We start from the raw sequence: 12,510 nt of genomic DNA, 5'->3' as shown, positions 1-12,510 counted from the left end.
GCTGCCAAGACAAGCCATACCGTTGATGGCAGAGGATGGAGAAATGGGAGACTGTTCTTGAGAAAAGTTCATTCAAAAGTAAGCGCCGCGCTTGACGGTGTGCTGTTCGACGGCATGACCATAATGGCGGGCGGTTTTGGCCTGTGCGGCATTCCCGAGGCGCTGATCTACGCGATCCGCGACTCAGGCGTCAAGGATTTGACCGTCATCTCGAACAATGCGGGTGTCGATGGCATTGGCCTCGGCGTCCTGTTGGAAACCCGGCAGATTCGCAAGATGGTCTCGTCCTATGTCGGCGAAAACAAGCTGTTCGCCCAGCAATATCTGTCGGGCGAGCTGGAGCTGGAATTCAATCCGCAGGGCACGCTCGCCGAGCGCATCCGCGCCGGTGGTGCAGGCATTCCGGCGTTTTACACCAAGACCGGTGTCGGAACGGTCATTGCCGACGGCAAGGACGTGCGCGCGTTCGACGGCGAATCGTATGTGATGGAGCGCGGCCTGTTTGCCGATCTTTCCATCGTCCACGCGTTCAAGGGCGATACGGAAGGCAATCTCGTGTACCGGAAAACCGCCCGCAACTTCAATCCAATCATGGCGACAGCCGCCAAAATCACGGTGGCGGAGGTCGAGCATCTGGTTGATGCGGGCAAGATCGACCCGGACCACGTGCATACGCCCGGCATTTTCGTCAAGCGGATCGTGCACGTGCCCAATCCTGTCAAGCATATCGAACAACGCACGACCCGCCCGCGTAACATCGCTGCAAGTGAGGTGAAGTAAGATGGCCTGGACCCGCGATCAGATGGCCGAACGGGCTGCAAAGGAGCTACAGGATGGTTTCTACGTCAATCTGGGTATTGGCATTCCGACCCTGGTGGCAAACTACATTCCCAGCGGAATGAGCGTTCAACTGCAGAGCGAGAACGGCATGCTCGGCATGGGGCCTTTCCCCTATGAGGGCGAGGAAGATGCCGATCTCATCAATGCCGGCAAGCAGACGATTACCGAACTGCCAACGACCAGCTATTTCTCTGGTGCCGACAGTTTCGGCATGATTCGTGGCGGTCACATCGATCTTTCCATTCTGGGTGCAATGCAGGTTGCCCGCAACGGCGATCTCGCCAACTGGATGGTGCCGGGCAAGATGGTCAAGGGGATGGGCGGCGCCATGGACCTCGTCGCCGGCGTGAAGAAGGTGGTCGTCGTCATGGAGCATGAGGCCAAGGGCGAAGCCAAGCTGTTGGAGCAATGTACGCTGCCGTTGACCGGACAGCGCGTCACCGACCTCGTGATCACCGATCTTGGTGTCTTCACCATCGAGCGCCGCGGTGAGCCAAAGATGACGCTGATTGAGATCGCGCCGGGCGTGACGGTGGATGAGATCAAGGCAAAGACGCAGGCCTCGTTCGACGTTGCGCTCTAGATCAATGAAGGATGGAGGACGGGCGAAAACCGGTTCTCTATCTCGTCCTCTCGACGACACACACAGGGCTCCTGCCGGGATAGCGCGGGTCTTGGTCGACACAGGCTGCGTCATAGCGGAAGCTACCATAGTAAACGCGGGCGCAGCCCGACAAAAGCGGAGCAAATGTTACAATCACCAGAAACATGACTTTGAAATATTTTCTGGGGGCAGGGTTCATTTTCTTGCCTTGGCTCCTATATATAGCCAGTTGTGAGTGACACAGTGGTATAATAATCCACTGATATTCTTCAGCAATTGGTCGAGTTAATAGTCGGCATCTTTAACATTGTATCCAAATCTGGTGCCACAATAAGGCAGGTTCCATTCGGGCTTTCCGTTCACGTTTTTTGTGAAGCGTCATAAAAGGCTTGATCGAGCGCGATGGACGTATAAGTTCGGCCTTCCGATTTGTTAACCAAACCTTTCACGTTAGGAGCAAAGCGATGAACAACAGCGACTATTCATTGCCAGAAGCAATTTCCACGGCGCTAGCCAATGGTACAAATATTGTCAGGGCATTTCGCGAACAATTCGGATATTCCGTCGAGGATCTGGCCGTTGCGTGCGGTCTGACTTCACTCGAAATTGAAACAATCGAAAGCGGTCAGAATTCTGACCCCAGCAAACTGGAACGTATTGCCCATGCGCTCGGCCTTCCGAGCAATGCAATGATACTTGAAGAGTCGAAGCGCCTAAGCGCCTGAAATTCTTAGATTAATAAATCGGTATTCAAAAGGCTGCCAGGGTGAAATCCCAACTCTGGCAGCCTTTTGTTTGCCCCTTAAACTGCACTAAAGGCACAGCAGCCTGCGCGTCAGCGGATGATCGGGCTCGACCAAGCCCTCGATAATATTGGCGTGATTCCTGCCTGGTTCCTCGACCGCATCCACACGGCAATCAAAACCTGACCAGATATTGGCAAGGAGCGCATTTTGCCGCACAAATTCGGGCCGCTCCGCAGCGCCGGCCCAGGCGGTCACGTCAATGCCTTCCTGCGGCTCCAGAAGGGCAGGACTCTCCAACCGGGCCTCGACGGCATCAAGGTGCAGCGTCTTGTTCATTTCAGTCCGCATTAACGGACGCAGATCGCAAAGCGGTGATATCGGTACCGTCTTGCGTATGCGTTGCCGGACAGCCTGTGCCAGAGGCGATGTCGACGTCACCATGCGGGCCACGAGATGGCCACCGGCCGAATGACCCGTCAGATGGATCGGTCCGGCAATTTCGCTGGCCGCACGCGTGATGGCGAGGCCGACCTGCACCGTGATATCGCTAACGCGAACTTCGGGACAAAGCACGTATGAAGGGACGGCGACAGCAAATCCATGGGCAAGCGCACCCTTTGCCAGATGCGACCAGGCCGACTTGTCAAAATCCTCCATCCAGTAGCCGCCGTGGACGAAGACGGCCAGACCGTGCAAATCCCCATGCGGCATAAACAGATCAAGCCGGTTGCGCGCATGCGCACCATAGGCGAGATCGGCTTTCAAAAGACCTTTGCTGTTCATCTCCTCACGAAATTGCCCAGCAAGGCTCAGCCATTTGGCGGGATATGCATGACTGTCGGCAATATGGGCAAAATTTGAATAGGCGTCGTCCCAGTCGATGGCATCATCCGCGTTCATTGATTGCTCCTCCCTGGCACGGGAACTCTACTCCCTGACCTTCTCGCGTATCGCTACGCCGCCGCCCGACTTGCGCAAGTTCGGCAGGGCCAGCATCAGCAGAACGAAGGCGCCGGTTGCAAATTTCAGGTCGGCAGGAGCAAGACCGAGCGTCAAACAGAACGAAATCAATTGATAGTAGACCAGTGAGCCGACGACCGGGGCTAGCACCTGGCGCAAAATCGTCTGGCGTCCGGTGATGGCCTCACCGATAATCAAGGCCGCAAGACCATTGATCAGGATACCAAAGCCCATATTGACGTCGGCAAAACCCTGCGTCTGCACCATGATACTGCCACCGGTGGCCGAAAGGGCGCTCGCAGCGCCGACACCAATGATCGTTGCAGTACCGACATTGATCCCCTGTGCCTCCGCCATATCGGGGCTCGCACCCACGGCCCGCATGGACGTGCCCTTTTCCGACATGAAGAAATACAGCATCGCTGCAACCACGATGGCGATCAGCAGCCCGACGATGAGAATCTTGACCCAGGGAAAATTCGCGGACGCACCCGCCACAATGGTGAAGACCGTGTCATAGGTGAAGAGTGGAATATTGGTGCGGCCCATGATGCGCAAATTGATGCTGTAAAGCATCGTCATCACCAGGATACCTGCCAGCAGCGTGTTTATCTTGAAGCGCAAATGGATAAAAGCTGTTGTGCACCCTGCTGCAAAACCACACACAAGCGCAACGAAACAGGCCAGAAACGGATTAACCCCGGCAGCGATCAAGGTGCCGCAGACGCAGCCGCCGAGCGGAAAGGCGCCTTCGGAGGTCAGATCGGGGAAATTGAGGATGCGGAACGGCAGCATGACGCCAAGAACCACAAAGGAGACGATCAGGCTCTGGGCGATGGTGACGGGAATCAGGCCATAGAAACTATTGAACACGTCCATGGTCTCAGCTCCCCTGCAGTGCGATGGCGTCGGATTTGGTGTGGAAGCGGTCAATAAGATCCGAAACGGTGATACCGCGTTTCTCCTCCTGACCGATCTCAACCAGTACCTTGCCCGCATCCATCATAACGATCTTGTTGCCGTATTTGATCGCATGTTCCATGTTGTGGGTGACCATCAGCGTCGTCAGCTGCAATTCTTCCACCGCGCGCACCGTCGTATCCATGACAAGCCTGGCCGTGCGGGGATCGAGCGCTGCCGTGTGCTCGTCAAGCAGCAGAAGCTTGGGCTGCGTTGATACGGCCATGACCAGCGACAGCGACTGGCGCTGCCCGCCCGAAAGAAGTCCAACAGCCATATCCAACCGCTTTTCAAGCCCAAGATTGAGTTCGGCCAGCTGTTTGCTGTATTTGGCCCGCCGCGCCGCGGTAAGACCATAGGAAAAGCCTCGCGGTTTTCCCCGCAGCTCAGCCAGGAGCATGTTTTCGCCGATGGTCATGGTTGGCGCCGTGCCGATCATCGGGTCCTGGAAAACGCGGGCAATGAACTGGGCACGGCGATGCGCATTGAGTTTGGTGACATCCTGGCCATCGATGCAGATACGGCCCGAGTCGAGCGGCATCTTGCCGGAAACTGCATTGAGAAAACTCGACTTGCCTGCGCCATTGCTGCCGATCACGACACAGAAATCCGCTGGTTTCAGCGTGATAGTGAGGCCGTCGAGTGCCCGGCGCTCGTCCTGCGTGCCCCGGTAAAAAATCTTGGTGCCGCCCTTAACGGAAAGCATGTCGGTTGTCATGTGTAAGCCCTCAAAACCAAGGCAACGCGCCGCCCTGTGGCAATAGTTCCTGCGCCACGGATGGGGCAGGAACTATATGTTTGTGTCCTAAAGGAGAAGGCTTATTTGACGAAGCACTCACAATCTTTGAAGCTATCGGGCACTTTCTGGCCGGTTTTCGCCAGAACGGCCTCATTGATCAGCGCCGTATGGTCTTCATACGTCGGCTTGATCGGGGCGAGGCTGGCTGGCGACTTGCCGGCGATGATCTCTGATGCCAGCTTGGCGGCATTCTGGCCGACCTTTGTGTAAGAGACTTCGAATGCAGCGGCAACAAGACCATCGCGGACGGCCTGGGCCGAGGCGTTGACGATCGGAATATTGACGCTGAGCGCCGCAGCCGCGACAGCCGGAACCGCCGGCTGGACCAGGTTCGAACCCGGCACATAGATCACATCGGCCTTGCCGGCGAGCGAGCTGACACGGATGGGAATGTCGTTGGTGTTGTCGAGGCCGACTTCAACCAGCTCCATGCCCTCGGCCGCCGCCGCATCCTTGATCAGCTTCAACACGGCAACATCATTGTCCTCGCCGGGATTATAGAGATAGGCAAGGCGCTTTGCGTCCGGCAGCAACTTGCGGACGAACTTGACCACCGAGCTGACATCCTGAAGGTCGGACGCACCGGTCATGCCGGCATCGCCCGCTTCCCATGACGGCGTCAGCTTGGCCGCGACCGGATCGGTGACGGCCGCAAAGACCACCGGCGTGCCGGAATTGCCGACGATTTGCCGCGCGCCCTGCGCAACGGGGGTTGTCACGGCAAGAATGAGCTTCGGGCTGGTGGAAACAAGCTTGGTGACCATTTGCGGGATAAGCGTCGCGTCAAAATTGACCTGCAATTCGTCATATACTGCGTCCGCTACGCCAAGCTTGGCGAGTTCCGCCTTGAATGCTGTCACGGTTTCATCCAGCTGCGGATGCTTGCCAAACTGGGCAATGCCGATCTTGGTTTCGGCAAAGGCAGCTCCAAGGCCAAGGCCCAAGCCGAGCGCTGCCGCGAGCGCTGTACGCGCTACATAATTTGCGCCGATCATCGATTGTTCTCCCTTATTTGTGTCTTGCTTCTCCCAGAGCGAGATGAGGCTTGAAAATAATATAACAAACGTGAAATGATATACAATACAAAACGGCGAAGCCGAAGGGAAAACAATGGCCGAAAGGGTCAAATCGGACAGCCTCTATGCGGCGCTGCGATCGCGCATCCTCAATGGGGGATTGCGGCCGGGCCAATCCTTGCGCCTGCGTGCGCTCGCGCAGGAGCTTGGCAGCAGCGCAACCCCGGTGCGGGAAGCATTGAACCGTCTTCACGCCGAAAACTTTGTCACGACCGAAGCAAACAAAGGGTTTCGCGTTGCGACCATGACGCTGGAAGAGCTGGAGGACCTGGAATCGGCGCGATCAGCGATCGAAACGCAGTTACTGCTGCGTTCCATCGAGAAGGGCGGGCGTGACTGGGAGGCCAGCCTGGTAAGTGCCCATTATCGCTTGTCGAAATGCCAGGTCCCCAATTCGTTTTCACAATCAGCGGCCATTGATGTGTGGGATGCTGCCCACAGCGAATTTCACTTTGCGCTGATTGCCGGCGCGTCTTCGATATGGATGATGAATTTTGCCCAACAGGTCAATGCGCAGCTGCAGCGCTATCGGCGATACATCATCTTGCGCATCGACCATCTCAACCGTGCCGCCGAGGCAAAAGGCGATGGTGCACTCGGCGTTCTGTCGCGCGAAGCGCTCGGCATCGATGCGCATACAGCGCTGATGCAGGCGGCACTCGATCGCGACAAGGTCAGGGCGGAAGCCTTGATGCTCGATCACGTGGGTCTTGCCAAGGAAGCCTTTCTTAAGCTTGCCAAGGCCAGTGGCATTGCCGGCATCGATGCGGCTGCCTGATTTATGAAAAGGGACGACATGGAAAGAACCATTGCAAAGATCGATGTCAGACAAGCCGACCAGACCGATCCGCTGCGCGCCTTCCGCGACAGGTTTGAGCTGCCGGAGGGTGTGATCTATCTCGACGGCAATTCGCTGGGCGCTTTGCCAAAAACCGTCAAGCAGCGGGTGGCAAGGACGATCAGCCAAGAATGGGGCGAGCAGTTGATCCGCAGCTGGAATGCGGCTGACTGGGTGCATCTGCCGCAACGGGTCGGCAACAAGATTGCGCGTCTCATCGGGGCGCAAGAGGCAACAGTGGTTGCAGCCGACAGTACCTCGATCAATCTGTTCAAGGTCTTGTCCGCCGCCCTTCAACTCAATCCCGGCCGCAGCAAGATCATCTCTGAAGGCGACAACTTTCCCACTGACCTCTACATTGCTGAAGGCGTGGCAAAGCAAATTGGCAAGGACCACCAACTGGTTCTGGCGGACACGGCCGCTGATATTTGCGCCATGCTTGATGAAGATGTGGCGGTTTTAATGCTCACGCACGTCAACTACCGCACCGGCTACCGCCATGACATGAAGGCACTGACAAAGGCTGCGCATGACAGGGGCATCCTGGTCATTTGGGATCTATGTCATACGGCCGGCGCCATGCAGGTCGATCTTGCCGGCGCCAACGCCGATTTCGCCATTGGCTGCGGTTATAAATATCTCAATGGCGGGCCGGGCGCGCCGGCCTTCCTATATGTCAATCCGCGCCATCAGGGCGGGTTCCGCCAACCGCTCTCCGGCTGGTTCGGCCATCGCGCACCGTTTGATTTTGATCCGTCCTACGCCCCATCAGGCAGCATCGAACAATACCTGTGCGGTACGCCGCCAGTCCTTGGGATGGTTGCGATGGATGAGGCAATGTCAGTGTGGGATGATGTCGATATGACCGCAGTGCGCGCGAAATCCGTCGCGCTTTGCGATTGCTTCATTCAAAACGTCGGTGCGTACGCTGATCAATTCAACCTGACATTGGTGACCCCGCGCGATGCGGACCGGCGCGGCAGCCAGGTCTCCTATTCATGTGATAATGGCTATGCCATCATGCAGGCACTTATTGCCCGCGGTGTTATTGGTGATTTCCGTGCGCCCGATATTATTCGTTTCGGCATGACGCCGCTCTATTTGAGCTTTGCCGAGGTGGAGGGGGCCGCGGCGATCCTGAAGGATGTCCTGGCCACGCGCGCCTGGGATGCAGCCGAATATCAGGTCAGGGGAGCCGTCACATGACCCGTACACCCTATGATCCGCAAGGCGAAGGTGCGCAGATGTCGTTCGAAGGACGCATGTCCTATGGTGACTATCTGCGTCTCGACAAGATCCTCACGGCGCAATTGCCGCTTTCCAATGCCCATGATGAAATGCTGTTCATCGTGCAGCATCAAGCTTCGGAAATCTGGATGCGACTGGTCATTCATGAGCTCACATCGGTTTGCCAGCATATTGCCCGGGACGATCTGGCACCGTCCTTCAAGATGCTGGCGCGCGTTTCACGCATTCTCGACCAGTTGAACTCGGCATGGGATGTGTTGCGCACCATGACGCCAAGCGAGTACACAACTTTTCGCCAAGCGCTCGGCATGTCGTCGGGGTTTCAGTCATTCCAGTACCGGGCGATAGAATTCCTCGCCGGCAACAAGAATGCGGCGATGATGCGACCCCACGAACACAAGCCGGATATCCATGCCTGGCTCAAGGCCTTCCTCCAGGCACCAAGCATTTACGATCAGTCGATCCGGCTTTTGGCGCGCAAGGGCTTTGCAATCGACAAATCGGTGCTGGAGCGCGACTGCTCACTCCCCTACCAGCCCAATGACAGCGTACGCGATGCGTGGCTGGAGATCTATCGCGATCCGCAAGCGCATTGGCCACTGTATGAACTTGCTGAAAAGCTGGTGGATTTCGAGGATTATTTCCGGCGCTGGCGTTTCAACCATGTCACGACGGTCGAGCGGATTATCGGATTCAAGACCGGCACGGGTGGAACATCCGGCGTCAATTATTTGCGAAAAATGCTCGAAGTGGTGCTGTTTCCGGAATTGTGGAGCATGCGGACGGAGCTTTAGGCCGCGCGGTTGTCGATTGCAACGCAGTCCATGGCGGATTTGGCATGAATTTGATTGCTGTGGGCGAAACCATGTTTGGCGATTGCCGCCAGATCATCATCCGGCTTGATCGGCCGTGACCACCAGTTATCGTTAAGGGTCCAGCCCTGGGCAGCCGCGCTTTCGACCTCGAAACTGTCGGGCCTAAGCACGCAGGATTCATGCACGATGCGGGCATCGGGTGATCGCTTGCTCATCATCTGACGCCCGCGCCCAAGTGCGCTGGCTTCATCTTCGGCAATGACCAGCTGGTGGAAAAGATGACGTGTCTGTTTGTACTTCGTCAGATAAGCGAACTTGACCTGATAGGCTGGCATAGATGCTCCTGGGATCCAAGAATCAGTCGTTAACCATTTATTAACATTATTGGCGAACCGGTCTTTTTCAAGGCGGGCATTTGAAGTGAGATTTCCAATGAGCCATGGATATGCATTATCTTGCCGTCATTGCGGCAACTGAACTAATGCCATGAATGACCGAGATGGGGCCGAAAGCCGACGTTTAGATAGTTGCGACCTGATGACCGTAATGGGGTTTTGCTGAACGAAAGCTATTTGCTCAATGCGCCCCGTAGCAGACTGCTCTCGGTCCCATCTCAGTCATTAATGCGACCACAATGATGATTGGAGGGTGCGTATGCGTTATTTGGCTCTCTACGCCTTGAAGGGAGCGGAACCAACGACCCCATCATTCCGTGCCAGGACAATGGGCCAGATGTTCTACTAGCCGCTGAATGGAGGTCCGTTTTGCGCCTTGCTAGCGGCTATTGGTACGATTTCACGATCGAGTTCTGGTCTTCCAAACATCAGATTTTAAGTTGTCCCCGTAGCCCCGGTACTCACGTCGGTGAGTGGATAGGTAACCCGTCACCATAATATCAGGGAAATATCAGATCACGGTTGGGACTATTTGCTCCGAAGCGACTCTTGATCCATCGAATGCAACCGATGGAGCCGGACCCAATCTGCTTGTGCTCGGGCTGTTCGCCACGGCTGCCGGCTTCGGACTCAGACATACGCCCAGAAATGCATATTCGGCGCGATTGGCGCATTTACTGCGCTCAACGAAAGGCCGCCGCCATTCGTTATGGTCGGCACGGCTGTGATTTTTTCGATTGCTCCAGTTTCCTTGTCGGCCGAGGAAACGCGAGACAAGGTCGATGTCTACCGATAGAGTTTGCCGATCTTCATTTCCTACCCACGGACATTACGATGCCATTCGAGAACGCGCATCCGCAACCAACTCTCATCCAGTCGCTTCAGGCTTCTGTCGCGCCGGCATTCGCGCTTCATGCTGGCGTTATGCTGGGGGTGTTCACCATTCTTGGTGAGGCCACGCTTTCTGCAGACGAAGTCGCCAAACTACTCGACGTCGATCCACGGCGTCTCGAGCGCCTGCTCTATGCATTGGTCGCGACGGGGATTCTGGAAATCCGCGACGATGGCTTCCGCAACAGCCTGGAGGCAGCAGTCTACCTCGTGCGTGGAAAACCGGGCTATATCGGCGACGAGCACCAACTTTTCGACCAACTCTGGCATGCCGATCTATTGACGGCGACGTCGATCAGGCAGCGTCAACCGGCGGCAAAGCACGACTTCGCCTGTGCCGATCCCGGGTCGTCGCGGGCATTCTTCCGCGGTCTTGCGCCAATTGCGCTGATATTTGGCCGTCGACTTGCGGAAATGATCGACCTTCGCGAGGTAAATTCCGCCATCGATATCGGCGGCGGACCAGGCCATTCGCTGATAGGCCTGCGCGAAACAAAACCGGGCCTGCGGTTGACGCTGCTGGAATTGGCACCGAGCGTCGCCCTTGCGAAAGAGCTTCTCGCAGATGAGCCGCTGGCCGATGGGATGGAATTCGAAATCGGTGACATCGTCCAGGCACCCTCGGCAACGACGCATGACCTCGCCATTCTCAAGGCGGTCATTCAGGTTCTGTCGCCCCAAGATGCGGCGGCGGCTATCCGTAATGCGCATGCCAGCTTGAATTCGGGCGGCAGGCTGTTCATCAGTGGAGTCGGCATTCTCAACGATGACCGAGTATCTCCCCTGGAAGCCGTCTTCTATAATTTGACCTTTATGAACCTCTATTCCGACGGCGCATCCTATACCCGGAGCGAATATTCTCGCTGGCTGTCCGAGGCAGGCTTTGGCGAAATCACGTTCGGCACTATGCCGTCTGGCAGCCAGCTGATCTCCGCAAGGAAGCCGTGAATGTCCGTTTTCAATGGCTTGCACGGCGCAAAAATCGGGTCAGTTTAGTGACCGCTTAGGGCCGACAGGCGACCACGGCTGGCGTCTCGTTCGCGCCAGAAGCGGCGATCGACGCAGCCGTTTGAGGACAAGCCGAAGAATCCGATAGCCTGCGCGTCCGGAAAAAGCGCCCGGTGGATCGCCAACTACGTCCGCAATCAATAGTATGGGGAGACGCACGCCCGTCGCGGACCGTAGTAGGGCTGGAACGTGTTGTCGTAAGCCCTATAGGACCGGTAGCGCGCATAGCACCAGCGCGTGTGTGTGTTGCCGCCATAATAGACCTGGCGGTAATTGCGTGGCGCGTAGTAGCGCGGACGGTAATAGGTCGGCCCGTAATAGCCCTGATCGTAGTAGCCCTGATCGTAGTAGCTGGGGCCATAATACCTCGGCTGCGCCAGCAATCCGCCGATAATTGCGCCGACCGCGAGCCCGCCGAGTGCCAATGCCCAATCGTCGTTACCATTGTGGTGTCCATGCCCGCGGTAGCCCCGATAGCCGCCCCAGTATCCACGGTTGTAACCGCCGCGGTAACGCCTGTACTGGACCGGCTGCGCCTCTTGGACTTCGATCTTCGGCACGGCAACGGTGGGAAACGCCATCGCCGGCGGAACGCTCGTCAGCGCCGTCACCAGCGACAGGGCAAAGATTGCTAACCTTTTCATTGGCCTCACCTTTCCTCTACAGTGCTCCGCGTCGAAGACGGCGCGCAAGGACGCTGCAGCCCTTTAAATGCTCTGTGCAATTTTACTCCAAAATCGATTTTGACTCGAGAAATTATGCGTTACCAGGAAAGCTTTCTTTCAAAAATGGCCCATTCGCGGTGTCGCATCGCCGCGCGCGAAAAACGCATTCTGTTGATTGCGAACGCTCGTATCGTTGGCCCTCTTTCCATCCGGTGCGGTCCTTCTGCAGGTGAGGCCGCTTTGGGCCAACACCGGACTTTGATGCACGCGAGAAAGTCCGCTAATGCTGCGATTATGGCACCGCCCCACATATTGATCTTCGGACGCATGCGCCAGTTGAATTCGAGCCGAAACAGCTCACCTCTGCGGCATAAGAGGGACTTATTTTCCGTTCGCGCCAACGGAGATAATTGATCCGGTACAGCGATGATCATTTGTTCTTCGGCCGCCTGTTTCCCAACCCGATCAGTATTTTGAGGGGACGTAGAGTTCCGGCGGCAGGACCTTTCGCTCATAATCTGGATTGAACACCCGCTGCGGCAGCGTGATGTCCTCGTGTGGAACATCCTCATAGGGAATTTGTTGCAGGAGATGATCCATGCAATTCAGGCGGGCCCGCTTCTTGTCATTGCCCTCGACGATATACCACGGTGCTTCGGGAATAT

At 56.6% G+C, this 12,510-nt stretch carries 13 protein-coding genes and 1 pseudogene; 7 read left to right on the top strand and 7 right to left on the bottom strand.

The window, feature by feature from the left end:
* Positions 1-57 precede the first annotated feature (57 nt).
* The 3 genes from CU103_RS17220 (at position 58) to CU103_RS17210 (ending at position 2,169) form a co-directional block, all read left to right on the top strand.
* Complete coding sequence (locus CU103_RS17220) at positions 58-780, top strand: CoA transferase subunit A (protein ID WP_210203778.1); 723 nt, start codon at positions 58-60, stop codon at positions 778-780.
* A gap of 1 nt (position 781) precedes the next feature.
* Positions 782-1,423 (top strand): 3-oxoacid CoA-transferase subunit B, encoded by a 642-nt coding sequence (locus CU103_RS17215; protein WP_106665282.1) that lies wholly within the window; start codon positions 782-784, stop codon positions 1,421-1,423.
* Positions 1,424-1,908: 485 nt separating this feature from the next.
* Positions 1,909-2,169, top strand: coding sequence for a helix-turn-helix domain-containing protein (locus tag CU103_RS17210; protein ID WP_106665281.1), 261 nt, complete (start codon positions 1,909-1,911; stop codon positions 2,167-2,169).
* Positions 2,170-2,256: 87 nt separating this feature from the next.
* On the opposite strand, the gene CU103_RS17205 is transcribed toward CU103_RS17210, so the two are convergent.
* From CU103_RS17205 to CU103_RS17190, 4 genes are all read right to left on the bottom strand, one after another.
* A complete protein-coding gene (locus CU103_RS17205) occupies positions 2,257-3,090 on the bottom strand; it encodes an alpha/beta hydrolase (protein WP_106665280.1) in 834 nt (277 codons plus the stop codon).
* Positions 3,091-3,117: 27 nt separating this feature from the next.
* Positions 3,118-4,029: an ABC transporter permease gene (locus CU103_RS17200; protein ID WP_106665279.1), complete on the bottom strand. Its 912-nt coding sequence runs from the start codon at positions 4,027-4,029 to the stop codon at positions 3,118-3,120.
* A gap of 4 nt (positions 4,030-4,033) precedes the next feature.
* Positions 4,034-4,816, bottom strand: a complete 783-nt coding sequence (locus CU103_RS17195) for an ABC transporter ATP-binding protein (RefSeq protein ID WP_106665486.1) — start codon at positions 4,814-4,816, stop codon at positions 4,034-4,036.
* A gap of 113 nt (positions 4,817-4,929) precedes the next feature.
* Positions 4,930-5,904 (bottom strand): ABC transporter substrate-binding protein, encoded by a 975-nt coding sequence (locus CU103_RS17190; RefSeq protein ID WP_106665278.1) that lies wholly within the window; start codon positions 5,902-5,904, stop codon positions 4,930-4,932.
* Between the two features lie 115 nt (positions 5,905-6,019).
* Here CU103_RS17190 and CU103_RS17185 point away from each other — a divergent pair, with 115 nt between their 5' ends.
* From CU103_RS17185 to kynA, 3 genes are read left to right on the top strand one after another with little or no spacing between them, the layout of a single operon-like run.
* Positions 6,020-6,763, top strand: coding sequence for a GntR family transcriptional regulator (locus CU103_RS17185; protein WP_106665277.1), 744 nt, complete (start codon positions 6,020-6,022; stop codon positions 6,761-6,763).
* An 18-nt stretch (positions 6,764-6,781) separates the two neighbouring features.
* On the top strand, positions 6,782-8,029 hold the full coding sequence (kynU, locus tag CU103_RS17180) for a kynureninase (RefSeq protein ID WP_106665276.1): 1,248 nt from the start codon (positions 6,782-6,784) through the stop codon (positions 8,027-8,029).
* A complete protein-coding gene (gene kynA / locus CU103_RS17175) occupies positions 8,026-8,865 on the top strand; it encodes a tryptophan 2,3-dioxygenase (RefSeq protein WP_106665275.1) in 840 nt (279 codons plus the stop codon). Before kynU ends, kynA begins: the two co-directional genes overlap by 4 nt.
* On the opposite strand, the gene CU103_RS17170 is transcribed toward kynA, so the two are convergent.
* A complete protein-coding gene (locus CU103_RS17170) occupies positions 8,862-9,221 on the bottom strand; it encodes a hypothetical protein (protein WP_106665274.1) in 360 nt (119 codons plus the stop codon). The two genes, kynA and CU103_RS17170, sit on opposite strands and share 4 nt — an antisense overlap.
* A gap of 894 nt (positions 9,222-10,115) precedes the next feature.
* Here CU103_RS17170 and CU103_RS17165 point away from each other — a divergent pair.
* On the top strand, positions 10,116-11,120 hold the full coding sequence (locus CU103_RS17165; RefSeq protein WP_106665273.1) for a methyltransferase: 1,005 nt from the start codon (positions 10,116-10,118) through the stop codon (positions 11,118-11,120).
* A 197-nt stretch (positions 11,121-11,317) separates the two neighbouring features.
* Here CU103_RS17165 and CU103_RS17160 read toward each other — a convergent pair whose 3' ends face one another.
* Together CU103_RS17160 and CU103_RS17150 are read right to left on the bottom strand one after the other, a co-directional pair.
* A complete protein-coding gene (locus CU103_RS17160) occupies positions 11,318-11,824 on the bottom strand; it encodes a BA14K family protein (protein WP_106665272.1) in 507 nt (168 codons plus the stop codon).
* Between the two features lie 486 nt (positions 11,825-12,310).
* A pseudogene (locus CU103_RS17150) lies at positions 12,311-12,510 on the bottom strand (polyphosphate kinase 2); the annotation flags it as partial.

This window comes from Phyllobacterium sophorae, assembly GCF_003010965.1.
Taxonomy (GTDB): Bacteria; Pseudomonadota; Alphaproteobacteria; order Rhizobiales; family Rhizobiaceae; genus Phyllobacterium; species Phyllobacterium sophorae.
This window is presented reverse-complemented; position numbering and strand designations above follow the sequence as displayed.

Excerpts from the sequence above, each read along its gene's own strand:
- CU103_RS17215 (WP_106665282.1), top strand. The coding sequence starts at position 782 with ATGGCCTGGACCCGCGATCAGATGGCCGAACGGGCTGCAAAGGAGCTA.
- CU103_RS17210 (WP_106665281.1), top strand. The coding sequence starts at position 1,909 with ATGAACAACAGCGACTATTCATTGCCAGAAGCAATTTCCACGGCGCTA.
- CU103_RS17205 (WP_106665280.1), bottom strand. The coding sequence starts at position 3,090 with ATGAACGCGGATGATGCCATCGACTGGGACGACGCCTATTCAAATTTT.
- CU103_RS17200 (WP_106665279.1), bottom strand. The coding sequence starts at position 4,029 with ATGGACGTGTTCAATAGTTTCTATGGCCTGATTCCCGTCACCATCGCC.
- CU103_RS17195 (WP_106665486.1), bottom strand. The coding sequence starts at position 4,816 with ATGCTTTCCGTTAAGGGCGGCACCAAGATTTTTTACCGGGGCACGCAG.
- CU103_RS17190 (WP_106665278.1), bottom strand. The coding sequence starts at position 5,904 with ATGATCGGCGCAAATTATGTAGCGCGTACAGCGCTCGCGGCAGCGCTC.
- CU103_RS17185 (WP_106665277.1), top strand. The coding sequence starts at position 6,020 with ATGGCCGAAAGGGTCAAATCGGACAGCCTCTATGCGGCGCTGCGATCG.
- kynU (WP_106665276.1), top strand. The coding sequence starts at position 6,782 with ATGGAAAGAACCATTGCAAAGATCGATGTCAGACAAGCCGACCAGACC.
- kynA (WP_106665275.1), top strand. The coding sequence starts at position 8,026 with ATGACCCGTACACCCTATGATCCGCAAGGCGAAGGTGCGCAGATGTCG.
- CU103_RS17170 (WP_106665274.1), bottom strand. The coding sequence starts at position 9,221 with ATGCCAGCCTATCAGGTCAAGTTCGCTTATCTGACGAAGTACAAACAG.
- CU103_RS17165 (WP_106665273.1), top strand. The coding sequence starts at position 10,116 with ATGCCATTCGAGAACGCGCATCCGCAACCAACTCTCATCCAGTCGCTT.
- CU103_RS17160 (WP_106665272.1), bottom strand. The coding sequence starts at position 11,824 with ATGAAAAGGTTAGCAATCTTTGCCCTGTCGCTGGTGACGGCGCTGACG.